General features: G+C 42.3%; 22 protein-coding genes and 1 pseudogene. 20 read left to right on the top strand and 3 right to left on the bottom strand.

Annotation, left to right across the window (positions count from 1 at the left end):
• Positions 1-71 precede the first annotated feature (71 nt).
• The 7 genes from D3222_RS18440 (at position 72) to cas6e (ending at position 9,457) form a co-directional block, all read left to right on the top strand.
• Entirely contained in the window at positions 72-1,418 is a 1,347-nt protein-coding gene (locus tag D3222_RS18440) for a Fic family protein (protein ID WP_232832578.1), read from the top strand.
• A gap of 647 nt (positions 1,419-2,065) precedes the next feature.
• Positions 2,066-4,783 (top strand): CRISPR-associated helicase Cas3', encoded by a 2,718-nt coding sequence (gene cas3 / locus D3222_RS18430; RefSeq protein ID WP_118987455.1) that lies wholly within the window; start codon positions 2,066-2,068, stop codon positions 4,781-4,783.
• 14 nt (positions 4,784-4,797) lie between these two features.
• Positions 4,798-6,402 carry a type I-E CRISPR-associated protein Cse1/CasA gene (gene casA / locus D3222_RS18425; protein ID WP_118987454.1) on the top strand — a complete coding sequence of 535 codons (1,605 nt, stop codon included), beginning with the start codon at positions 4,798-4,800 and terminating at the stop codon, positions 6,400-6,402.
• A complete protein-coding gene (casB, locus tag D3222_RS18420) occupies positions 6,402-6,983 on the top strand; it encodes a type I-E CRISPR-associated protein Cse2/CasB (protein ID WP_118987453.1) in 582 nt (193 codons plus the stop codon). Before casA ends, casB begins: the two co-directional genes overlap by 1 nt.
• Positions 6,984-7,003: 20 nt before the next feature.
• Positions 7,004-8,038, top strand: coding sequence for a type I-E CRISPR-associated protein Cas7/Cse4/CasC (gene cas7e, locus D3222_RS18415; protein ID WP_118987452.1), 1,035 nt, complete (start codon positions 7,004-7,006; stop codon positions 8,036-8,038).
• Between the two features lie 11 nt (positions 8,039-8,049).
• A complete protein-coding gene (cas5e, locus tag D3222_RS18410) occupies positions 8,050-8,796 on the top strand; it encodes a type I-E CRISPR-associated protein Cas5/CasD (RefSeq protein ID WP_118987472.1) in 747 nt (248 codons plus the stop codon).
• Positions 8,783-9,457, top strand: a complete 675-nt coding sequence (gene cas6e, locus D3222_RS18405) for a type I-E CRISPR-associated protein Cas6/Cse3/CasE (protein ID WP_118987451.1) — start codon at positions 8,783-8,785, stop codon at positions 9,455-9,457. The genes cas5e and cas6e overlap by 14 nt, the downstream gene beginning before the upstream one ends.
• A gap of 1,184 nt (positions 9,458-10,641) precedes the next feature.
• Here the strand turns inward: cas6e and D3222_RS18400 are convergent.
• Positions 10,642-11,036 (bottom strand): annotated as a pseudogene (locus D3222_RS18400) (RNA-guided endonuclease TnpB family protein); the annotation flags it as partial.
• Between the two features lie 707 nt (positions 11,037-11,743).
• A complete protein-coding gene (locus tag D3222_RS18385) occupies positions 11,744-12,358 on the bottom strand; it encodes a plasmid pRiA4b ORF-3 family protein (RefSeq protein WP_118987447.1) in 615 nt (204 codons plus the stop codon).
• Between the two features lie 582 nt (positions 12,359-12,940).
• Between D3222_RS18385 and D3222_RS25120 the strand changes: the two genes are divergently transcribed.
• Positions 12,941-13,174, top strand: coding sequence for a hypothetical protein (locus D3222_RS25120; protein WP_157975358.1), 234 nt, complete (start codon positions 12,941-12,943; stop codon positions 13,172-13,174).
• Positions 13,175-13,661: 487 nt separating this feature from the next.
• On the opposite strand, the gene D3222_RS18375 is transcribed toward D3222_RS25120, so the two are convergent.
• Entirely contained in the window at positions 13,662-14,234 is a 573-nt protein-coding gene (locus tag D3222_RS18375; protein ID WP_118987445.1) for a tyrosine-type DNA invertase, read from the bottom strand.
• Positions 14,235-14,916: 682 nt separating this feature from the next.
• Here D3222_RS18375 and D3222_RS18370 point away from each other — a divergent pair.
• The 12 genes from D3222_RS18370 to D3222_RS18310 form a co-directional block, all read left to right on the top strand.
• Complete coding sequence (locus D3222_RS18370) at positions 14,917-15,456, top strand: fimbrial protein (RefSeq protein ID WP_118987444.1); 540 nt, start codon at positions 14,917-14,919, stop codon at positions 15,454-15,456.
• A gap of 84 nt (positions 15,457-15,540) precedes the next feature.
• Positions 15,541-16,089: a fimbrial protein gene (locus D3222_RS18365; protein ID WP_118987443.1), complete on the top strand. Its 549-nt coding sequence runs from the start codon at positions 15,541-15,543 to the stop codon at positions 16,087-16,089.
• 19 nt (positions 16,090-16,108) lie between these two features.
• Positions 16,109-18,664, top strand: a complete 2,556-nt coding sequence (locus tag D3222_RS18360) for an outer membrane usher protein (RefSeq protein ID WP_118987442.1) — start codon at positions 16,109-16,111, stop codon at positions 18,662-18,664.
• A 105-nt stretch (positions 18,665-18,769) separates the two neighbouring features.
• On the top strand, positions 18,770-19,519 hold the full coding sequence (locus tag D3222_RS18355) for a fimbria/pilus periplasmic chaperone (RefSeq protein WP_118987441.1): 750 nt from the start codon (positions 18,770-18,772) through the stop codon (positions 19,517-19,519).
• 24 nt (positions 19,520-19,543) lie between these two features.
• Positions 19,544-20,137 carry a fimbrial protein gene (locus D3222_RS18350; RefSeq protein ID WP_118987440.1) on the top strand — a complete coding sequence of 198 codons (594 nt, stop codon included), beginning with the start codon at positions 19,544-19,546 and terminating at the stop codon, positions 20,135-20,137.
• Positions 20,130-20,705 carry a fimbrial protein gene (locus D3222_RS18345; RefSeq protein WP_118987439.1) on the top strand — a complete coding sequence of 192 codons (576 nt, stop codon included), beginning with the start codon at positions 20,130-20,132 and terminating at the stop codon, positions 20,703-20,705. Before D3222_RS18350 ends, D3222_RS18345 begins: the two co-directional genes overlap by 8 nt.
• A gap of 14 nt (positions 20,706-20,719) precedes the next feature.
• Positions 20,720-21,211, top strand: a complete 492-nt coding sequence (locus tag D3222_RS18340; protein ID WP_118987438.1) for a fimbrial protein — start codon at positions 20,720-20,722, stop codon at positions 21,209-21,211.
• A gap of 11 nt (positions 21,212-21,222) precedes the next feature.
• Positions 21,223-21,768, top strand: coding sequence for a fimbrial protein (locus D3222_RS18335; protein ID WP_118987437.1), 546 nt, complete (start codon positions 21,223-21,225; stop codon positions 21,766-21,768).
• A gap of 40 nt (positions 21,769-21,808) precedes the next feature.
• A complete protein-coding gene (locus tag D3222_RS18330; protein WP_118987436.1) occupies positions 21,809-22,624 on the top strand; it encodes an MrpH family fimbial adhesin in 816 nt (271 codons plus the stop codon).
• A 29-nt stretch (positions 22,625-22,653) separates the two neighbouring features.
• On the top strand, positions 22,654-22,959 hold the full coding sequence (locus D3222_RS18325; RefSeq protein WP_118987435.1) for a helix-turn-helix domain-containing protein: 306 nt from the start codon (positions 22,654-22,656) through the stop codon (positions 22,957-22,959).
• Between the two features lie 700 nt (positions 22,960-23,659).
• The gene (locus D3222_RS26150; RefSeq protein ID WP_232832577.1) at positions 23,660-23,962 is read left to right on the top strand and encodes a hemolysin secretion/activation protein; all 303 of its coding nucleotides are present in this window, start codon (positions 23,660-23,662) and stop codon (positions 23,960-23,962) included.
• Positions 23,931-24,708: two-partner secretion domain-containing protein (locus tag D3222_RS18310; protein WP_118987433.1), on the top strand; the 778-nt coding region annotated here is incomplete at its 3' end. The genes D3222_RS26150 and D3222_RS18310, both read left to right, overlap by 32 nt.

The raw sequence follows: 24,708 nt of genomic DNA, 5'->3' as shown, positions 1-24,708 counted from the left end.
GGCGCGATTATCTGAATTGCGCCATAATCGCGCCATATTCTTACTGGAATCTGTTGTTCACTATGAGTTCAATGACTAATATTTATGAGACTTTGCGTATTGCATCACAACCTATGTCCGTTTCGGATTTATTGGTGGAGCATCCCTCTGTTCCTAGAAGAACTGTCCAACGTTGGTTAGGGCGACTTGTTGAAGATAAGAAAGTACTGATATTGGGTGAAGGTCGAAGTCGCCGCTATGTTATCGCTACAAGGGAAACATCAGATCCGGTGGCTGGTAGATCAGGTAATTTCCCGAGCTATATTCTACTGTCTGAAGATAGTAAGGATATTCTTCGTTATATTGATCAACCCATGAAGTCGAGGACACCTGTTGGTTATCAGCGAGAGTTTCTGGAATCGTATAAACCTAATGTCACTTATTATCTGTCGGTTCCAATTCGTAATCAGCTTTGGAGAATGGGAGATACGAAACAAATTTCACAACCAGCGGGAACCTACGGTAGAGTTATTCTGGACCGTTTGCTCATTGATTTATCATGGGCTTCGAGTTATTTGGAGGGAAACACTTACAGTCGATTGGATACGGTAAAGTTAATCGAATATGGAAAAATTGCGGTAGGAAAAGATGCGATTGAAACTCAAATGATCCTTAACCATAAAGCCGCAATTGAATTACTGGTGAATGGCATTGAGGAACTTGATTTTAATCGATACACCGTCCTCAATTTACACAGTTCATTATCTGAAAATTTATTATCCAATCCTGTCTATGAAGGACGTATCCGCCAACATCAGGTTGAAATAGGAAAAAGTGTTTTCAGACCGTTATCGGGTGAGGCTCATCTCAGTGAAATTTTGGATTTGTTGCTTGGGAAAGCACGAGCTATATCAGATCCATTTGAGCAATCCTTTTTTATGATGGTCCACTTGCCGTATTTGCAGCCTTTTGCTGATGTAAATAAGCGAACTTCCCGTCTGGCAGCTAATTTGCCATTGATTCGTTCAAATCTATGTCCATTAACTTTTGTGGATGTATCGGAAGAGGCATATAGCCGTGCAATGCTTGGTATCTATGAAATGACCCGAGTTGAATTATTACGGGATCTTTATCTATGGGCTTATGAGCGTTCTGCCCAAGAATATCTGGCTGTCACGCAGGAGATTACTGCTCCAGATCCGTTAAGATTACAATATCGAAATATGATTAAGCAGATCGTTTATCAGGTCGTTGTCACACCAGAAACGGATTCAATTGACGTTATAGATAAATTAGTTTCCGATGAATTAAGTCAATCTGAGCGTGACACGTTAAAGGCATTGGTTATTGAAGAACTACGGCGATTACATGAAGGTGTTTTGGCAAGGTATGGTCTCCGACCTTCACAATTTGAAAAATGGAAGCAAAAACACCGATAGTCTTTGTATTCACGTTATTGAATGGCCGTATGGTAATAAAAAATTTCCGGATTAATTACTCTATTATTTTAGATAAGCTATTAATTAGCTCTTTCGTTTATGCCGTCGTATCAGGGCCTAAACTTATATCCTTCATCTTTCAAGCTGCTGCTTTGTTGGCTGCTTTCACTCACCCCAGTCACATCGTTATCCATGCTCCTGGGGATTCGTTCATTTGCCGCCGCGCTGCAACTCGAAATCTATTAGGTATATACAGATAAGGATTAAAAGCGATTTGTGGAATAATTGTAATTGACATCGCTAAACACCCATCGGTACTTTCATCTCATCTTGGCCTGACATCATATACGCAGGGTTGTCAATGTAAATGAACCCTTAATAAAACGGGTACAGACTTTACATGTAATTATCTTTATTTATCAAATAGATGAATATAGATTGGCTACCCGGTCAAACTGCTCCTTGCACTATGATGTTACTTCAATTCTGGCTTATGTTCAGATGGGTAGGTCAAAAATTATTCTGTTTAGATAATTAGTTTTTATACAGAATTATCCTAAAAAAACAGAAACTAGTATTTTTCTGATCTAAATTTTCGCATTATGTTCTAAAAATAGGTAAAAGAGATGTTTAAGTAAGGATTTTAGATGGAAATGCCGATTTATTTTCAATATTGGGGTAAGGCGAAGCGAGTCTTAGAGGTTGATAGTGCGGATTATCATCTACTTCCTTACCATTGTTTAGATGTTGCCGCGGTAGGAATGCAGTTACTCTCTTTAGAAAGATCGTTAACTAGAGATCTTGCTAACTTTTTAGCGTTATCTGCGCAGCAGTTACGCAGCATGGTCTCTTTTATATTGGCTTTGCACGATATTGGTAAATTTGCATCTGCTTTTCAAAAATTACTTCCCGGCTTGGCAGTAGGTCTGCATCGACCAGATTGCCCCAAAGAGTATGATGGCCGTTATTTTTGTCATGATCGTATAGGATTATATTTCTGGGAAAATATCAAAACGGAGTTACTTAATAGACTTGTTAATATTGAAGGTACTGGGCAAAGAGAACAGCGAGAGATGTTTGATACCTTAATGGTATTCATGGATTGTGTATTAGGGCATCACGGCCAGCCAGTTGATAAAACAGGCTATAAAGCGATTAAACATTCTACTGAACCTCATAATTTTAATGCCGCCACACTCTTTGCACATCATTTGGTTGAATTATTTCAACCTGAGTTTCCCATTGAAAAATTACAATCCAAAGAGTGGCGACGGCGATTAGAACAAGTGAGCTGGCAGTTTGCGGGTATTGCAATATTGGCCGATTGGATTGGTTCTGATAGGCATTATTTTACGTATCAATCTAAACCTATGCCGTTAACAGATTATTGGAAACATGCTCAAGCAATGGCAAAAAAAGCGGTTATGGCGATAGATTTAGGTAGAACGCCGGTAGTAAAACCGTTTATTTCCATTCAGGAATATTACGGTTTTGCTGCAACACCATTGCAACAATGGGCCGAATCAATACCTGTAGATGATTCTCCTCAACTGTTTATTTTAGAAGATGTTCCTGGAGCAGGTAAAACAGAAGCGGCGCTTGCGCTTACACACCGTTTGATGCAGGCAAAAGCCGCTGATGGTTTTTATTTCGGTTTGCCTACAATGGCATCTTCTAATGCAATATTTAGCCGGATTGCTAAACATTACCAGCAAATGCTATCAATAGAGGATAACAGTAAACCAAATATCGTTTTAGCTCATGGCCAGTGGGGGATAAATAATCAATTTCGTGAACCCGTTTTAGCGTTAGGTCATCCAGATAGAAACGATGGTAAAACAGATATTGCTGCTTCAGCGCAGTGTAATCAATGGCTAGCTGACCCACGTAAGCAGGCGCTATTAGCGCCTGCTGGAATCGGAGCGATTGATCAGGCTTTATTGGCTGTATTACCAAGGCGCTATCAATCATTAAGATTATTTGGGCTTAATCGTAAAGTATTAATCGTTGATGAGGTTCATGCGGCTGATGAATTTATGTTTAATTTACTGGAAAATTTATTAGCGCTGCATCTTTATCAGGGCGGTTCAGCTGTTTTATTGACAGCGACATTGACCTTTAAACAGCGTCAACGTTTAACGGATATTTGGCTGAATGTTGGCGGATTGAATTCTCAATTATTGCAAAAAACCGATTTTCCTTTAGCAACAAAAATAAGTTTAAATGCCATCTTGCCCATTATTGAACAACCGTTATCAAGCCGAAAAGATGTTAGCCGGGAAGTCAAAGTTGATTTCTTAAATAGCTTTGGCAGTTGTATTGAAAAAGTATTAGCCGCCATTGTACAAGGGCAATGTGTCGTTTGGATACGAAATACAGTAGATGATGCTATTGAGGCTTATCAGACATTGCGAAGTTTACTTACTGAACCTGAGCGTTGTCTGTTATTTCATAGCCAGTTTGTATTGCAGCACCGAAAAGAGATTGAAGATCATGTATTGACTATTTTTGATAAAAATAGTCAGGGTGAAATGCGGCGGGGCAAAGCATTAATTACCACACAGATATTCCAGGAGAGTTTAGATACTGATGCCGATGTCATGATTTCGGATATTTGTCCTATTGATGATCTTATCCAGCGAGCCGGGCGTTTGCATCGCCACACTCGCGATAGTGATGGTATTTATCGCGCTGGTATTAAAGATTCACGCCCTGCACCAATATTGTTTATCCATGCGCCTGAATGGCGGGAGCAATCTGGATCAGATTGGCTAAGCCATAATTTTCGCAATACGCAATCTGTTTATCGCTCGCCTGCACGTTTGTGGTTAACCATGCGTGTGTTGAAAGAACTGGGGGCTATACGTATGCCTGCGGAAACTCGTCAATTAATTGAAGCGGTTTATGGTCATGCTTATGAGCAGGCACCTGAAGTGTTAAAACATCAAGATAATGAATTTATTGACGAAGAGCGAAGTCAGACAGCTAAAGCTAAGTCTTATTGGTTACAGTGGCAATTATATGGTTATTGTGATCGAAGTGCTGATAATTGGTATGAGGATGATTCAGATATTAATGCTCGCTACAGTGATATTGAAACCGTTGAGGTATTATTACTGAAAAAAGGTGATTCAGGACAACTGGTACCTTGGGTAAATTCAGCCGAATTTTCAGTGTCATTGAGTACGATTAAATTATCCAGAAATAAATATGCGGATAAATTAGCGCCAATTCCAACAAAATTAATACCTGCTCTCAAGGCATTGCAACAGAGATATTACCAAATTAGATATTTGCAACCTTGGTTGCCAGATCAAGATCCGAATTTTACTTACTCTTCAACAATAGGCTTTTGTGAAAGATAAAAGCAGGAGGTGTTATGAACTTAGTTCAGGACCCGTGGTTGCCCTTTCGGTTACGTGATGGCAGTGAAAAAGTACTGCCCATTAATGCGATATGTGATCATGATGTTATGGACTTTGCTTTACCGCGAGCTGATTTTCAAGGAGCAGCTTACCAATTTGCCATTGGTTTATTACAAACCGTTTTTGCGCCGGAAGATAAATATCAATGGTATGCTCTGTATGAAACATCACCTGATAAGAAGGTATTACAACAAACTTTTAATAAAGTGATACATGCCTTTAATGTTACCGGTATAGGGCCTCTTTTTATGCAGGATTTTGATCCGCTGCAAACAGTAAAATCAACCACTGTAGCTGGATTGTTAATTGAAGCACCGGGAGCGAATGGTTTAAGACTTAATACGGATCATTTCATTAAACGCGGCATCGGAGATGTAATGTCTCTTGAAATGGCGACTTTGGCACTGTTTACCTTACAAATTAATGCACCGTCAGGAGGGGTGGGACATCGAGTAGGATTACGAGGTGGGGGACCATTAACCACGTTAGTGATGCCGCAACAAACGGATGCCACATTATGGCAAAAACTGTGGTTAAACGTTATTAGTCGAAGTGAATGGCATTATTCAGAACCTGATTTAACCAGTGTTCAGATTTTTCCCTGGTTAGCGCCAACAAAAGTGAGTGTTAATGAAGGGACAGAAATTCATGCTACCGATGTGCATCCCTTACATATGTATTGGGCAATGCCAAGACGTATACGTCTTGTCGTGGAAAAGGGTGAGAATATTTGCAAAATTTCAGGTAAATATTGTGAGCTCACCGTCTCTGAATATCGGACACAAAACTATGGTGGCAATTATTCCGGTAATTGGACCCATCCGTTAACGCCCTATAAATGGGATGCTAAAAAACCAACACAACCCTTATCTATTAAAGGCCAACCGGGCGGGGTGACATATAAAATTTGGGATGCTTTAGTATTTACCAGCCATGAAAGGGGGCAACGTTGTGCGCCGGTTGTGAGTCATTTTTATTTTTTATGTTGTCATTTTGCTGAACTCCGAAGGGCAATGCCTCGTCTGTGGGTGTTTGGCTACGATATGGATAATATGAAAGCACGTTGTTGGTATTCTGTCACTGTGCCGTTGTTTTTTGTCTTACCTGAACAACAGGAAAAGATTCTATATCAAGTCAAAGAGCTGCAAAAACTGGCAATCAATATGATTTGGCTATGTCGGAATCAAATAAAAGCGGCTTGGTTTGAAAAGCTCGCGGATGTGAAAGGAGACACTTCCTTTATTGACCTGACTTTTTGGCAACAAAGTGAATCCCTGTTTTTTTCTGTGGTACATCAACTTATCAATAATGCAAATGCCGATGCGTCTTTTCTGACACCAAAACAGGCCAAACATTGGCTTAATACCTTGCGTCATCTCTGTAGAGATTTATTTGATGAATATGTTGCTTTATCTGAATTAGGTAATGAGCGTTCAATGGCGAAACGTATGAGAGCGCGTCAGCAGTTAATTATCGGGTTATATGGACAAAAAGCGTTACAAGAGATCAAAACATTTATCACCAATCATCATATTCACTCCGGTAAAGAGGAGATGTAATGGACAGTAAGAGTGAAATTATATTATTGCATTGGTGGCAAAGTATGTTTATGTCACCAAAACAGTTAAAAGAGAAAGGTATTATTCCAGCTCCTTCTACTTATAGAGCCCAGTTAAAGCGCTGTGAAAATGTTGAGATGGCCATGTTAACCGAAGGCTTTCGGGCTTTATGGCTCAGCTTACCTGATGAAATTAACTTATCGGATAATCCGGTAAAATTGGAATATTGGGCCACGATGGCGGTGGCATTAGTTTATGTTAAAAACAACAGTGATATTAAATTGGCGGCAGCGGCGGGTAAGAAAGGAGGCGGAAATAAACCGGTTGTCAGTGAATTAAGATTTTCACAATTACAAAATTCTAAAACACCGAATGAATTATTACGTCGATTACGTCGGGTTTTACAGCAAATCAAAGGCAATATTTCTGTTTTGGCTTTAGCGCGGGATATTGAGGAGTGGTTTGCTGAATATGGGCAATTACGGCCATGTAAGGCGGATAGGCGTATCAAAGTGAGGTGGGTTATGGATTATTACCATGCTGCTAGTGGTAAATCGGTTGATTTATCGGATTTTCATTAATTGAGTTTAGGATGATCATTATGAGTCAGTTTATTCAATTACACCTATTAACTTCCTATGCGCCATCTAATCTGAATCGTGATGATTTAGGCCGGCCTAAGACAGCGAAAATGGGTGGTTTTGAACGTTTACGTGTAAGTTCTCAAAGTTTAAAACGTCACTGGCGTACTTCTGAATTGTTTGAGCAGGTGCTATCAGAGAATATTGGTATTCGCACCAAACGACTGGGTATCAAGGTATTTGAAACGTTGATCAATGTTGGAGTGAAAGAAAAATCGGCTAAAGCATTGGCTACAACTATTGCCGGTGTTTTTGGAAAAATGAAAAAAGATGCTTTAGAAATTGAACAATTGGCACATATCAGCCCGGAAGAGCAACAATCCGTCATGTCGTTGATTGCGGTGCTAGCGGAAGAAAACCGGGCACCAACGGCGGAAGAGCTTAATTTATTAAAAACTAAGCAAACTGCGGTGGATATTGCTTTGTTTGGTCGGATGTTAGCTTCAAGTCCGGCATTTAACGTCGAGGCTGCCTGTCAGGTCGCTCATGCTATTAGTGTACATAGTGTTGTTATTGAAGATGATTATTTTACAGCGGTGGATGATTTGAATGATGGTAAGGAAGATACGGGGTCGGCCCATATAGGGGAATTGGGTTTTGCCGCCGCGCTGTTTTACAGTTATATCTGCATTAATAAAACGCAATTAATAAAAAATTTGGATGGTGATGAAGCCCTTGCTAATAAAGCGATTAAAGCATTAACAGAAGCCGCGGTGAAAGTATCGCCTACGGGTAAACAAAATAGTTTTGCTTCTCGTGCTTATGCCAGTTTTGCTCTCGCCGAGAAAGGCGAACAACAACCTCGTTCTTTATCTGTTGCATTTTTAAAACCCATTCATGACAGCGACCAGGGCCCATCGGCAATTGATGCATTAGAGAGCCAAATGCGCAATATTGATCTGATTTACGGTACTTGTGCCGATGACCGCTATAAATTCAATACATTCACGGGGGAAGGAACTTTGACCGAGCTGCTTGAATTTGTTGCACGGTAATGGGGGCAGGAATGAAAGCATATTTAGTCTTCCGATTATATGGCCCGATGGCAAGTTGGGGCCAACCTGCGGTTGGGGGAGAGCGGCCAACGGAATTGTATCCTGGTCGCTCTGCAATTTTGGGATTATTAGGTGCCGCGTTAGGTATTCGACGAGATAATGAGTCTGAATTAGCAAAATTACAAAAAAGTGTGTTAATTGCGATTAAGCAGACAGTTCCTGGCTCTTTAATGCGTGATTATCATACTACGCAGGTGCCGACGCACAATAATAATGTCGTTCATCAGAACCGTAAAAGTGAATTAAGGTCAGATAAACTTAATACCATACTGTCTAATCGTGATTATCGTTGTGATGGTATTTGGATCGTTGCTATTACATTAACTGAACACGCTTATTTTACGCTTGAACAATTACGGGATGCTTTACTTAAACCTGTATTTATCTTACATCTTGGACGTAAATCTTGCCCGCCTGCTTTACCTCTCAGCCCTAAACTCATTACGCCATCGGCATTAAAAGTGGCATTGGATATCTCTTTTCCACCGCTGATTCATTCTGATGGAGAAGATAAGGTATGGCTAGGCGCAAATGGTATTGTGACTTATTTTTGGGAGGGGAATAAAGATGAAATTATCTCTTCAAATATCTTAATCAGCTATCCTTGGGATGAGCCGATTAACCGGGGGCGTTGGCAATTCCGGCAACGTGTTATGTATCAACTTTCTATCGAGGAGGGTGTTGATGTATTTGTCTAAAATTGTGCTTCGACAATCGAGTCAAACAGCAAATATATTAGCAAAACTGGGTGCAAATGGCGTTTATACTTCTCATCAATTGTTATGGAAATTGTTTTCAGCAGACGAAAAACGTCAATTTCTATTTCGGGAAGAGATCGGAATAATGGGATTACCTGTATTCTATGTTTTATCTAAAACCTCACCTCAAACTCAGTCACCATTGTTTGAGGTGGAAACGAAAGCATTTTATCCTCAATTGAAGGAGGGGCAGCGTTTAGCTTTCAAATTACGCGTTAATCCAACCATCTGTATTACCGCTCCTTCTGGAAAACGTCAGCGTCATGATGTCTTGATGCATGCTAAGTTTCAGGCAAAACAGCAAGGTGAAACGGAACAGGGGAAAATAAAAGCTATGATGGAGGATGCTGCCCGTAATTGGCTGTTGAATCATCGTCGTATGCAGCAGTGGGGTATTCAGTTTGACGATTTACTGGATATTGAAGGTTATACTCAGCATCGAAGTGTAAAAAAGCAGGGGCAAAAAATACAATTTTCCAGTGTTGATTTGCAGGGGCTTCTGACGATTACCAACGGTGAGCTATATTTGGAACAGTATGCAAAAGGCTTTGGTCGTGCTAAAGCGATGGGATGCGGATTGATGTTAATCAGAACGGTATAATGGTATTGATGTCATTTAAATTTATTTTTGTTGAAGATCGCAATGCAATATTCTTTGTTGTATGGGGATATTGAGGTTAAAGGTAGCAAATTCGCTGTTGTCACGAGCTCGTGTTATGCTTCAAAAGCATGGTAAAAAGTGATATTGCTAGCTAATATCATTCTGTAGAGTAAGGCGTGGTCGTTACTCTCGGAAATATTGATAAAATAATTACCGTGTTCCTCATCTCTGTGGGGATGAACCCGAATTTTGGTATACATTTGAGCAGGGAAGAATATGTTTCCTGTGTTTAATGGGATAAACCGCTATAATTAATGAGAGGATATCGTGTTAGTGAGTGTTCCTGGTCATTACCGGGGTAAACCAAACTCGATAAATCTCGTCAAAGAGAGAATTTAAGTGTTCCCTGCATTTGTGGGGATAAACCGCGTCACGAGTGATGCTTTACTATGTTCACTAAATGTTCCCTGTACTTACGGGGATGGACCTAGCAGTGCTCCAAATAGTTATAAAGCTAAGGATGTGTTCCCTGTATTGTACTAACGGGGATAAACCGTACAAAAATAACACTGATGATTGGCTTCCCTGGTTGTTCCCTGCTTCCGCGGGGATAAACCGGACAGTAACAGTGATGTAGTCGGTAGTAATCGGTGTTCCTTGTGTCCACGGGGTGAACCGAACTGATACTGTTGTGTTTTGGATTTGGAAGCGTGTTCCTTGTACTAACGGGGATAAACCGAACAGTTAGCGTTTGAGCTGGTAGAGATAGACTTGTTCCCCGTTTCTACGGGGGTAAACCGCTAAATACAGAACTATCTCCATCTGTTGCAATTTGTTCCCCGTAATCTACGGGGATCAACCGTCATCCGTAAGGGCAATTGACATAGAGGGTCAGTGTTCCTTGAATTTATGGGGATAAACCAGATTCAGGTTTCATGATGATAGCTGAATGTAGAAATGCTCCCCGTTTTTACGGGGACACGGTGATTGTGTTGTTGATTATATTGCAGTTATCCCTGTTATTGATAACCCTTTATTTGGGTTAATGCTAAAAAACAGATTAAAATTAATACAACGAAATTTTGGCCGTTTTGGCCGGTGACGGTTTACAGCCCCTATACTGAAACCTTATTTTGAAGTTGGCGTGACTGCTCCCCGCCGTCAACGGCGAGGCTTCCCACTTCTCAGGCCGCCACCGTCGATATAACGGATTTACGCTGGCCTCCATGGGCAGAAACGACGAGTCCCGCCGCCTGTAACTCCATTATGCCCTTATGCAGCGGCATTTCCGGCACTTTGTGACCACAGCAATGGCAGGTTTTCGAGCTGGCGAACCACTGATCCAGTTTGACCAGGTGGACGCCCGCCGCTGCGGCTTTGTATTCCAGTTTCATAAGGAAACCATGCCAGCCCGCATCCCCGATAGCGCGAGTAAGGGGTGATTCTTCATCATATTTGCCGATTTCAGCGTCTCGACAATGACCGCCTGGTTTTCGTCAACCATTGTCCGGGAGAGTTTGTGTTGAAAATCGGCGCGTGCATGGGCTATCCGCTCATGGACGGCTGCAACTCGAAATCTATTAGGTATAGGAAGACAGAGATCAATCCCAATCAGTTAATCCCCAAGAATAAGGGGAACAGGGGGAGGGTAAAATTTTTTTAAATAGAGTCCATATGATGGAGCTTAATTAATAATTAAATGTTCATCAGATAGCAAGAATTTTTTTAAAATTTACAAAAATATAAATTTGTAAGAAAGTGTTATAAACTCGATATGGAATCAAAGCTATATCAAGCTATCTTGAGTTCACTATATTAATCTTTGATTAAAAAATATCTTTATTACAATCTCTTATGATGATTAATGGCATTATCTATTTATACCCGTTATCTTTCAAGCTGCTGCTTTGTTGGCAGCGCTCACTCATCCCAGTCACATCGTTATCTATGCTCCTGGGGATTCATTCACTTGCCGCCGCGCTGCAACTCGAAATCTATTAGGTATAGTCGTTGTTTTAATAATTTCGTTAGTGCAACCGGAAAGGCGCAGTGAGAGAAGAGAATCTTATATGCATGCTTCGTTTTTGCATGCGGTTTGTATTTCCTGTTGATTGATAGGAATGGTCTGTAATAGTAATGCCAGTCGTTATAGTTACTGTATTTAATATCAAATAGGTGATGATAATGATATTTAAATACCAGTGCAGCTTGATAGGGCTAATTTGAAAGCACCGCAGAAACTGCACTCGATACCGAGTTAAGTATCACCTAATCCCATCGTTAAATTCATTCCCAATCCCATAAGAGATGGTAACGATCTCGTGACCAGCGATAATAGAGCGCTAGAAATGCATTAATATTGTTAATGGGAAGTTGTTCAAAGTCGAAATCTTCATCTTCATCCAAATCAAGTAATTCGCTCACCCATTGTCGTGTTTCTACATATTCCTCATGGTCAGGATCATTCAGTGTTGCGATTAAATTTTCATAACTGTCAATCCCGCCGGTATCTTCCAGGGGACAGGCACGAGCACCATCCAGACAATAAAAAGGAAGTGGAAGATTATTTTCAGGATACTGACTGTTTTCTAAAATAATTTCGTGTTCCCAACCATCGCCAAAATCATAGAGATAAGTAAAAGATCGCCCTTTTTGTTTAATCAGGTCAACCAGACGGTATAAGTCTTCTTCCTTGCCATCAGATGGGCTTTCTGGCATTTCTGTTAGTCGCAGTTTACCAATACGAAATTCATGTAGATGACTATCCTGCCATCCCATCACGATCTGTATCACGTCATGCAGCCTATCGAATGAGATAGAAGCGGGAACGACAAATCGCCGCCAAATAGCGGGTTTTGAGTCTGTGAGCGTTACTTTTAATTGATAGAATCTTTCATTCATCACTAACCTCCTAATGGTTTTGAGATGATCCTTTTTTCCATGTGTTCCATCTATTGTCAATATTTTGTTGAATTTCTCTGGTTAATATTTTCGGAATACCAGACATGTTTAGCTACCATACGAAAATCTTTAGTCATATCATCAATTCTAGTAGCTAATATCCATAATAGCTTTTACAACAGATAATCTGGCCTGACCAGTTTGCACGTTGACTGAATTCCGTTTGTGTGGGTAGTCTCTTTGTGCATGGGTTATATATATTAAGTATAGTTTAAAATCACGAGTAGGATCGATATATTCAGAGCCTTTGTTATTAACAGAAAAAACGCATATTATTTACATGCCGTTCATCAAATATCGAAGATTAATAACTGTCCTAACCTAGGAAATACTTAACCAAAATTGGTAAGGGGTTTGTTTATGCATTGGTTCAATTGATTCAGTGTAGCCATCTGAATGATGTTGCTTGAAGTTGTATCATGATAATAGTCGATTAACTACAGATATTCTTATTGTAAAACCATTCTGATTAATAAGAAAAGGTTACGAATTTTTTAGTGTTTTAGCACATGGATTAAGGAAATGATTGCATATGTTGTTGAGCAAAAAAATCCAAGAAAATTTAACTTTGATATGCTTATTTGGTTTTATTACGCTGGCCCATTTAAGCCTTGGGTATCAGCTAAAGTTTATCTATACCCTTTATCTTTCAAGCTGCTGCTTTGTTGGCTACTTTCACTCACCCCAGTCACATCGTTATCTATGCTCCTGGGGATTCGTTCACTTGCCGCCGCGCTGCAACTCGAAATCTATTAGGTATATATCCGTTTTCGAAAGATGGAATGTTAAAGACAATATTGGTAATCTTATTGGCTATCTTTCTCATTCTCCAAATATTCAAATAGTTGATTAAATTTAACATTATATAAAAATTTAATAAATCGACCATAAAATATTAAAAGTCAGCAAGCCATCACTGGAAAGCAGAGTATAATTTCCAGTGATTTTATTTTTCTTAATTTTTGTGAAAATATCCATTCATGTAATAATAGTGTTTGTTATTCAAATTCGTCCTGGATACCTATTTTTATTTGATTGTGTTATCTATTAATTTCCAAAAAAAATTATTTTAAAATTAATTATAAGAAATAATAGGTCGTATCTTATGATGTGAATAATTATTATATCGTATAAAAACCCTCATCAGTATATGGACGAGGATTTTTACAATTGGAAGATTTTTTGTTTCCAAGAGAAATAGTTTCTCATACTACATGTCTTACATAAAAAAGAGATATTGAAATTAATCGAGTCCTTTTACAGGAGCCTCCCATATCTTGAAGAATCGCTTTACATTGCTTGCGGTGTAAATAACGGTATGGGATATATTTCGATGACCGAGATAATCTTGAATAAGGCGTGTATCTCTTCCTAAATCAGCGAGAGCATAACCACAGGCATGTCTTAACATATGTGGATGAGGTGAAATATTGACTAATGCTTGCTTGCCATAACGCTTTAATAAACCATAAACTTGCTGGCGTGAAATAGCACCTGATTTTTGTGATAAAAAGACCCATGCTGTATCTGATTCTCGCCAACTTTTTCTAATATTAAGCCATTGATTTAAAGCTTTAATTTCTTCTGGTATTAGTGGATGTGTTGTTGATAATCCCCCCTTTAATCGTCTGACATGAATAATTTCTGAGTTAAGATCAAGATCGGATAATGTTAGATTACATAGCTCGCTCACTCTAAACCCATGAATGAAGCACATCAGTAGCATGCAATAATCTCGCTCGGCGTGACGTCCCTGACGTGCTTTTTCTAAAATCGCATTAATTTCATATCTGGTTAAGAATTTACGTTTCTTCATGAAAATAATTCCTGTGAAATTTGGGCAGATAGTTATAGGTAGAAGAATAATATTAATCTACCGGAATATATCAATTAATAGAACTTTTATAAAATTATTAGCTGATAACTCTATTTATTTTGACCAAAATCTATAAATACCGTTTTTAGATAGTTATAAATAGCCATTTTTTAATAGAAAATATCAGCTTGTAAGCTTTGTAATTATATATTTGAAAACTATTTGACAATAAAAAGAAACTAAACARAATGCACCAAACTGTAAATATGTTCCTATAAAACGACCGATTAAGTCAAATTTTGTGTAATGCCAAATTGCCAATATTTAACTATTTATAATATATGGCTTTTTTTCATTATTTTTTACTATTTTTCATGCTTCATCATAAAATTTTTGTAAAAAATTAGTGGGTTCATCTGAATTCAATCAAATATTAATTCATTAATTAGATTATTAGATCAAATTAATGTCTTTTTTCGAATGTTAACTCCGAAATGTTATTCCCTCTTAGTTTTTTTGACTGAAAAAAACAGTTTGGTGCATTTTGTTTGGTTTGAAAAATATTAATTCGAGATTTTTAAACTATTTTGCGCTGAATCTTGGGTGCATGGAGCTGAGTCCTGCACGGTTATTTTTTTATGGTTATGGGTATTTTATCCTTAAATTCAAGGAATTAGTTTACATGAAATTGAATAAATTGGTTATGGCCCTGGGGTTAGGTGTGGTTTTGGCTGCCGGTTCTGTCAATGCAGCGAATCCTAGCCAAGGTCACGGAACGGTGACTTTTACCGGGTCTATTACTGATGCACCTTGTTCCATCACCCCAGAAACGGTTGATCAGGTAGTACCAATGGGCTCTATTTCTAGCGCATCTTTGAAAAACGGTGGCCGCTCTTCTTCCACGCCATTCAAAATTTCTTTAGATAACTGTACGACTGAAACAATAAATACGGTAACTACGACGTTTGTTGGTGCCAAATCCAGCATCACCGGCGGTGATGGTTTGCTAGGTATTGAAGGAATTGCCAAAGGTGCGGGTATTGCGATCACTGATGCGGGCGGTAACCAAATCAAACTAGGTACCCCCTCATCGGCTGTAGCTCTGCATGATGGTGATAATGATCTGCATTTTGCTGCCTATCTTCAGGGTGATACTTCACCTGATGCCGTTGTTCCGGGTAATTTCACCGGCATTGCCAACTTCCAGCTGACTTACCAATAAGTCTTTTCATGCACGGAAACGCTTACAAGGAGGCGGGCGTTTCCTATATCAAAAGTTTTGCATAAGTTTAGCTGGAGAGAAGTCATGAGCCGATATGCCGCCGTTGTTGTAGTGCCCTGCTTGTTAATGTTTCCCTGTGTGATTGAAGCTGAAACGGCTGCTCCACAAGGAACGCAAGGATATGGTCGCGTTAGCATGCAAGGCACCATCATTGATACGGCCTGTGCGATTGACGCAGGTAACCGTGACCAGACGATTGAGTTAGCCACGATCCCGGTAAGCCGGATGATACATGATGGACAGGGACCAGCGCGCCCCTTTTCCATTCGCTTGATTAACTGTGTACTGACTTCTGCCACCTTGGGTAAGTCTGATTGGCGCCACTTTCAGGTGACGTTTGATGGCGTACCGGATGGGAACAATTTCCGGTTATCTGGTGTGGCTCAGGGAGTAGCGTTACAAATTACGGACATATACGGTAATCAGGCACATCCGGGAACTCCACTGCCGGTGGAGGATTTACCGGCAGGGCGGATGACCCTTAATTACGCGATGCGATTGGTGGGTAATCACCAGTTATTGCAAGCGGGGCAGTATCGAACCTCGGTTCGGTTCAGGCTGGATTATTACTAATCATCGATCTGGGAATGTTATGGCTTTATTTTTGGGTTGGACCACTGAATGCGACAGCGTGGTCTCGGTTCGGTGTGTCCTGAAACCTCTTATTGTTCTGGTATTGCTTGCTTTAATAGGTACTCATGCTGTGTCTGCGGAAGAGGAAATTGAATTTAATACGGACGTGTTGGATGTTCAGGATCGTTCTCGGATTAATTTAAAAGAATTTTCCCGTGCGGGTTATATCATGCCGGGGGATTATCAGATGGCGGTACGGCTGAACAAAAGCGAACTGCCGGAAATGCCGGTTACTTTTATGGCACCACCGGATGATCCTCAGGGGAGTGTGGCGTGTTTGCCACCTGATTTGGTGAAACAGTTAGGGCTGCGGGCGGAATGGGAATCAAAGATTACTTGGTGGAACAATAACCAGTGTCTGGAGCTTAAAACGTTGCCTGGCATGACGGTGCGCGGTGATTTGAGTAGTGACATGTTATACCTGAGTGTGCCGCAAGCCTATCTCGAATATAGCTCACCCGACTGGGACCCGCCGTCACGTTGGGATGAGGGGATTTTCGGGATAATGTTTGATTATAACGTCAATGCTCAGGTCTCTAAGCCAGCGCAGGGAAGTGAAAATCAGAATGTCAGTGCTAATGGTACGACCGGGATGAATTTGGGGGCATGGCGTCTACGGGCAGACTGGCAATCACAGTATAACCACATCACGGGTCGGGCTGGGAGCACAGAGAAGAACTGGGATTGGAGCCGTTATTACTTGTACCGGGCAATACCGTATTGGCAGGCTAAGCTAACGTTGGGTGAGGATTACCTCAATTCGGATATCTTTGACAGCTTCCGTTTTACCGGGGTGAGTCTGGTGACGGATGACAATATGTTGCCGCCGAACCTGCGAGGTTATGCGCCGGAAGTGACGGGGGTAGCGAAAACCAATGCCAGAGTGACTATTCGTCAACAGGGGCGCGTGTTGTATGAAACCCAAGTTGCGCCAGGTCCATTCCGCATTCAGGACATCAATGACGCAGTGAGTGGCAAACTGGATGTGCGGGTAGAGGAGCAGGATGGTGGTTTACAGGAATTTCAGATCGATACCGCGAATATTCCCTATTTAACCCGTCCGGGCCGGGTTCAGTACAAACTGGCGGCGGGTAAGCCGACTAACTGGAAACATCACAGTGAGGGATCGGGCTTTGGTATTGGGGAGTTTTCCTGGGGAATAAACAATGGTTGGTCGCTGTACGGCGGAATGTTGGGGGCCGGGGATTATAATGCGCTGTCATTGGGGATTGGGCGTGATCTAATGGTCTTTGGTGCGTTCTCCTTTGATGTCACTGAATCCCGCGCCCATTTACCGGATGAGGACCAAACATTGACGGGCGGCTCTTATCGTCTCAGTTATTCCAAGCGTTTTGAGGAGTATGACAGTCAGGTGACTTTTGCCGGTTACCGTTTCTCGGAACGTGATTTTATGAGCATGAGTCAGTATCTGGATCGCCGTTATCATGATGGCGATGCGGAAAGTAATAAAGAACTTTACACCATTATGTTGAATAAGCAGTTCACGCATATTGGTACCAGTATCTACTTAAATTACAGCCACCAGACTTATTGGAATCGCTCGAATAACGATCGCTATAACTTATCGATATCACGTTATTTTGATATTGGCAGTTATAAGAACATCAACCTGAATCTGTCTGCTTACCGTAATAAATATGAAGGTAAAAATGATGACGGGATGTATATGACATTATCCCTGCCGTGGGGTAATTCAGGCACTGTCAGTTATAACGCAATGGTCAATCGGGAAGGTAACTCCCACACGGTGGGTTACTACGACCGGATTAATGAAAACAGTAACTATCGTTTAGCGGTTGGCACCAGTATTGACGGCAAGGCCGCGGCTAACGGTTATTTAACCCATTACGGTGATCGTGCTCAACTGACGACCAGTGCGAGTTATCAGGATGGACGTTATACCACGGCGGCGTTTTCCATCCAGGGGGGCATGACCATGACACCGGAAGGTGCGGCATTGCATCGCATTAATATGCCGGGTACCACCCGTTTGATGGTAGATACCGATGGTGTCGGTGACGTACCGGTGAAAGGTTTTGGTGCGATTACTCATACCAATATGTTCGGTAAAGCGGTGATTTCTGATGTGAACAACTATTACCGCAACAGCGCGAGTATTGATTTGAACAAACTGCCGGACAATGTAGAGGCAATCCGGTCGGTGCAACAAGCGACGTTGACGGAAGGGGCGATTGGTTACCGTAAATTCCAAGTGATATCCGGTGAAAAAGCGATGGGCATCATCCGCTTGCCGGACGGTGGCACGCCGCCGTTTGGGGCGACGGTGCTGAATAAGGATAAACGGGAGATTGGTATCGTCAGTGACGGTGGGAATACCTATCTGAGCGGGATAAATCCGGCAGAGAAACTGGATGTGCGTTGGGATGGGGAGTTGCAGTGTGTGATTGAGTTGCCCTATGAATTACCGAAAGTAGAAGAGATGGCTTCGTTATTATTGCTCTGCCAGTTAGCCGACGGCAATAAACAGCCATAACTTTCATTGACTGGCGGAGTAAAAACCTTGTTGCTGTCACCGAAGCTTACCGCGGTGACCCATAATAATGCTGAAATGACATATTTTCAGAATGAGTAATTGAGTATGAAATTGAAGAATACAATCAATGTAATCACGATCGCGACCCTAAGTCTGTTGGTGATCGGTGAGTCAATGGCAGCCATTGCGCTGGATCGTACCCGCGTCGTGTTTAACGGTGAGGACAAATCCACCAGTATGGATATCAGCAACCAGAACAAAGAGTTACCGTATCTGGCTCAGGGATGGATAGAAGATGAACAGGGTAACAAAATCAATGGTCCGTTAGTCGTCACACCACCGGTGCAGCGGGTGGAGCCGAGCGCTAAGAGCCAGGTGAAAATACAGTCGCTGCCAACAACCGCGCAGTTACCACAAGATCGGGAGAGCTTGTTCTATTTTAATTTGCGTGAAATTCCGCCTCGCAGTAAGAAACCGAATACCTTGCAGATTGCGCTACAAACCCGGATCAAGCTGTTCTATCGTCCGAAAGCCATTTTTGCCGGCCGTACCGATTTGGATAATCCGTGGCAAGAGAAGATGACGTTGACGCGTCAGGGGGACCGATATCAGGTGAACAACCCGACACCCTATTACATCACCGTGGTGGATGCATCGAGCCAGCTTAAGGGAGAAACGGTAGCGGACTTTAAGCCATTTATGATAGCGCCCAAAAGTAGTGCGGTGCTGAGTGGTAGTGCAGGGGCATTAGGGAATGCGCCGGTGCTGACGTATGTCAATGATTATGGTGGCCGACCGCAATTGACTTTTAGTTGTACGAGGAACCATTGTCAGGTGACTAAAAGTTCGTCGTGACGGGCGAAGCCGGGAGGAACAACGATGAACATCAAGCGGATAAGTTGTGTACTGACACTGGCGATCTGGCTGATGCCAGTGATGGAGAGTCAAGCAGTGGAGAAGCGGGCAGCAGATATTAAGGGCGTGTACGGTGAACTGTATTTGTTTGGTGGGCTGACTGAGGCGGCTTGTCGATTGGACATGAACTCTGCATGGCAGGAGGTGAATTTGGGGACCACGCCAAACAGTGATTTGCGTCGGCCAGGTGATAAAGGGACACCGATACCGTTCACATTGAAGTTTCGTGACTGTCTGCGAACCAAAGGCACGGCAGGTGATAGGCGGACCGGTAATTTGACGTGGAGTCATTTACAGCCGGTGGTGACGGTCAGTTTTGTGGCACCGGCGGATCGCGATTATCCCCATCTGGTGCGGGTGACCGGTGTCACCGGGTTGGGGTTACAGATAACAGATACCGCGAACAATGATATCCGGTTGGGCCAGTGGGGGCGTCCCCATTTTGTGGCATCGGGACAGGACAGCCTGGAATATTACGTGACGCCAATACGGACGCCGAGAATGCTGGGGATTGGGCAATATCGCGCGGTGGTGGATTTCAGGGTGAATTATGACTAACTCTCTGTATTCTCCGCGAATAAAAAAACGGTATCGCAGGCAAAAAAACGGGAGCGTATTACTGTTTGGCTGTTTACTGAGTGTTAGTGCTCAGGCCGATTTACCGGCAGGAAGGGTAAATATAGCGGCAAGAGCTGTCAGTCATTTTTCGGGTAAAACACCGGTCAATATTTACGGCGTGGTTATCGCACCTCCCCCTTGTGTGATTAACAATGGCAATACTATAAATGTGGATTTTGGCGAGGTGATGATTACCCGGATTGATGGGGTCAATTATATGAAGCCCGTTAAATACACCGTGAAATGTGAAAAAATGCCAGCTAATGCGATGAAAATGATGATATCGGGTAACACCGCCAGTTTTGATCCAGCGGTGTTACAAACCAATCATATTGGGCTTGGCGTCGCCGTTATTCATAATGGCAAAAAATTGCCAATCAATGACTGGATGAAATTTAACTATCCTGATTTTCCTGAATTACATGCGGTGCCGGTAAAAGATATGGCCGCGGTATTGAAAGGCGGCGACTTTGGCGCGGGTGCGACCATGATGGTTGAATACCAGTGAACAGGAGACATGCAATGAACCATTTGAGCTATCGTGTTTTCTGGGCGGTTTGCTTAGGTTTCATCAATGTGATGCCGGGACAGGCGGCAGATAATATGTGGCTTCACGGCACACTGCTTGAAGCGCCTCCTTGCGTTATTAATGACAACAATATGATTGATGTCGATTTTGGTCACAATATTGGCATCCATCAGGTGGACGGGGTGAATTATACCCAGCCGGTGAATTACCAATTGGTGTGTGCGCCGAATATCTCAGGTTGGCGTTTGGGATTGACGGTGATTGGCCCACAAACCGCATTTGATGCCGCCGCGTTGCAAACCAACATTACCAATTTGGGTATTCGTCTGACGTTGGATGGTAAAGCATTCCCCCTTAATAAGCGTATTCCGGTGACATCACAGAAACAGCCGGTGATACAAGCGGTACCGGTAAAAAAACCCGGAAGTACATTGCCGGAAGGGACATTTGAAGTGACGGCGACATTGCTGGCGGAATACCAGTGAAAGGAAAACTAATGAAATATTTAAAATTATTCGTATTGCGCGTTGGTTTTATGGTTATTGCTGCCACGGTTTATAGCCATCAAGTGGTACAGGCTGCGGATAATATGCTTTTTCACGGTGCATTGGTTAAAGAACCCTGCACGATTAAACCGGGTGATGAAGATATCCAGCTCGATTTTGCCGCAATTTCTGAAAAATATTTGTATCTGCATGGCAGGACCAATAGCGAATCTTTTCTGCTCAGGTTATCGGGTTGCGACATGAGCGTGGGAAAATCGATCAAACTGACATTCAGTGGCATGGAAAATCCGCAGTTGCCGGGCTTATTAGCGTTAAGTGCGGGAAGCCAAGCCGCAGGGATTGCCATTGGTATAGAAACTGTTGAAGGCAAACGGTTGTCGTTGAATAAAGCGGGGGATGCCTATCCGTTAAAAGAGGGGGAAAACTTGATTGTATTGCAAGCGTATGTGCAGGCAGAACCCACTGCGCTAGCGAACCAGACGATTACGCGAGGTACATTTCATGCGATTGCGACATTTAATCTGAATTATGACTAAGTTGCACAGTTTGGCTTTTTATTTTATTAGGTAACTTATAATGAAAAAGTTATTCCCTGTTTGCCTGGTACTTTTATCGCTGTTTTCATCAAGTGCGGTTGCATCAATATTTTCGTATATCACTAAATCCGAGGGTATTCCTACAAATGCCTATTATACTTTTGTGATTGAGCGTTGGGATCAGGAAAACGATTTTACGCCAAATCCCTGTTATGGTTATTCTGCGTGTTGGATATCGGTTAATCATCGTCATAGTGTTAATGGTTATTCAGGGCAGCCCTATAGGCTATTTAATACTCGCGTAGAAAGATTCAGGACAATGAAACAAGTTCAGGCGGAGATATTGAAATATACCAGTTTTCCGATCACTGGAGTTGCAAAACATTTTGGCCCTGCGATTCGATCTCATCAGGAGTGTGTCGGGTTATTTTATGAAACTGATCAAAATGGCTTTCATGGAAGATTGTTGCCCGGATCTTTATGTGGCGTTGCACCACCGCCGATAGGTTCTTGTCAGGTCAGTGAAGGCTCTGTTGAACTTAATTATGGGAGTATTGATGAGGCAAAACTAGAAGGCGCAACCAGAGCGGAAAATATCAATGTGACCTGCAATACAGACATAGAGATTATCGTGACAGCGACGGGCCCTGATAGGGGATTAGTATCTTTAAGAAGCGATGGTAGTTTGAAAGCTAAGTTGCTATTAAATGAGAGAAATGGTGAAGACGGTGTTGCTGTGTTTGTACCGGCTGGAGGCAGCGTACCCGTTACAGTGAAATCAATTTTACAAAAAAATGGCAGAGTAGAGGCAGGACCGTTCTCAGGATCAGGGGCGATAATTTTGGCAATGCCATAAAAAGGTGTTTTTTTAATTTAAAGGCTGGGATGAAAATGAAACAAGATCATCTATTAGTAGGGAAGCGTATTCAAAAAAGAAGGAAAGAGTTGGGTATAACCGCTGTAAAATTGGCGGAAAAAATAGGTATTAGTCAGCAACAACTCTCACGTTATGAGAGAGGGATAAACCGAATTAATTTATCCCATCTGGTGCGGATCGCTTCAATATTGGAGACGCCGATAAATTGGTTTTTCCTTGATTGTTGTTATCCTGCAACCAATAACAGCATCAATAAATTAACAGACCAATATATTCCTATTGCGGAGGCTACATTGGGGAAATTTGGATGTTAACTGATCTCAGCTCAAATAGGGGGATCTATAAACCGGTTGATGACTGAGTTTCGTGACCGACGGAACGGTCACTTTTATGATTTCTTCGTTAGCCATGTTATTACTACAAATCAAAGAATCCATTCTTATCTATCTCCCCTTTTGAAGAAGTTATTAAAGTTCAGATATTGATTTAATCATGTAATAGCCGGGTCATCCATTAAAACCAGAATTCTTAGGATTCATGATTTTTTCCAATCTGTGAATTAATTACGAACACCTGTTGCTGATAGCTATCTCCCGATCCGAAATAGCATAGCGCCAGTTCTGCCAACTTGGTTAAAAATCATCATCTGACCTAATCAGAAAAGATAATATCTCATCACCGATTTACGACAATCATCACTTTGCAAGTAATTTCATCCTGAAATCAAACATCATAAATGTGATATTCATCACATAATTAACACAAAAAATGAAATTAATTTGAAATTATTAATATTGGTTATTAAATGATTAATATTAATCTGTTTTTTATACAATGTTGTCACAAAACAATCACATTGGCCTGTTTTTTGCTCTGCACTATAACTCCTTGTTTTTGCTGCTATCTTAACCAATTCCCCTATTTTAGATGCCCGGTTGATCATCAATCCTAAATATTGATCGCTAAGCTAAATTCGTGGTTAATACCGCTTCGACATTGTGGAATAGAAAGTCAATGAAAAGCAGTATTTTAGTGTTTGCGATTTTTTATAGCGTGATTTCAGGCAGTCAGGCCGCAGACCTTTCAGAACAACAACGCATCCATCAACAGGCACGCCAGCCAGCCCTGGAGGCTCAATTAGCCCCCCCTGCGGAGGTTCACCTGTCTGTACCCGAAACCCGCCGGTTTCCAAACCTCCCCGGTCACGGCCGGATTCAACCTGTCTTGGCAGTATTAATTCAAATAGCAAAACTGCCAGTGGGTAGTGTTGTGTGGAGCAAAAATCATGAACAAGCTGTTATATCGTATTATCTTTAATCAGGCCCGCCAGCTGTGGATGGTGGTGGCCGAGATAGTGTGTGCCGGGCGCGGACGAACGGGACGTCGTGCTTGTCGGCCATCTCTGCCGTCGTGTCGTTGTCGGCTCACGACGTTACGATTCAGTCTCTTGTTAGCGCTGGGCGGGATTTCACTCACGGCACAGGCGACGATTGTGGCCGACGGACAGGCGCCGGGGCGTCAGCAACCGACCGTCATTCGCAGCGCCAACGGCACGCCGCAGGTGAATATTCAGACGCCCGGTTCTGATGGCGTTTCCCACAACAGCTACCGCCAGTTTGATGTGGATAAACCAGGGGTTATCCTCAATAACAGCCATCAAGCCACGCAAACCCAACTCGGCGGCAGGGTGGCCGGTAATCCGTGGTTAGCCAAAGGGGATGCCAGTGTTATCCTCAACGAAGTCAACAGCCATGATCCCAGCCGCCTCAACGGCTGGATTGAAGTGGCCGGGCATAAAGCCGAGGTGATTATTGCCAACCCGGCGGGTATCACCTGTAACGGTTGCGGGTTTATTAATGCGCATCGCACCACGCTCACCACCGGGCAAGCCCTGATGGAACGGGGCCGATTGAAAGGGTTTGATGTCAATCAGGGGGAAGTGCGCATTGACGGGCACGGCATGGACAGCACCCGGCAAAGTTACACCGATATTATCGCCCGCTCCGTGGCGATTAACGCCAAATTACATGCGCAAGACCTGAAAGTGACCACCGGGCGCAATA

The organism is Photorhabdus sp. CRCIA-P01, from assembly GCF_003545805.1.
Taxonomy (GTDB): Bacteria; Pseudomonadota; Gammaproteobacteria; order Enterobacterales; family Enterobacteriaceae; genus Photorhabdus; species Photorhabdus antumapuensis.
This window is presented reverse-complemented; position numbering and strand designations above follow the sequence as displayed.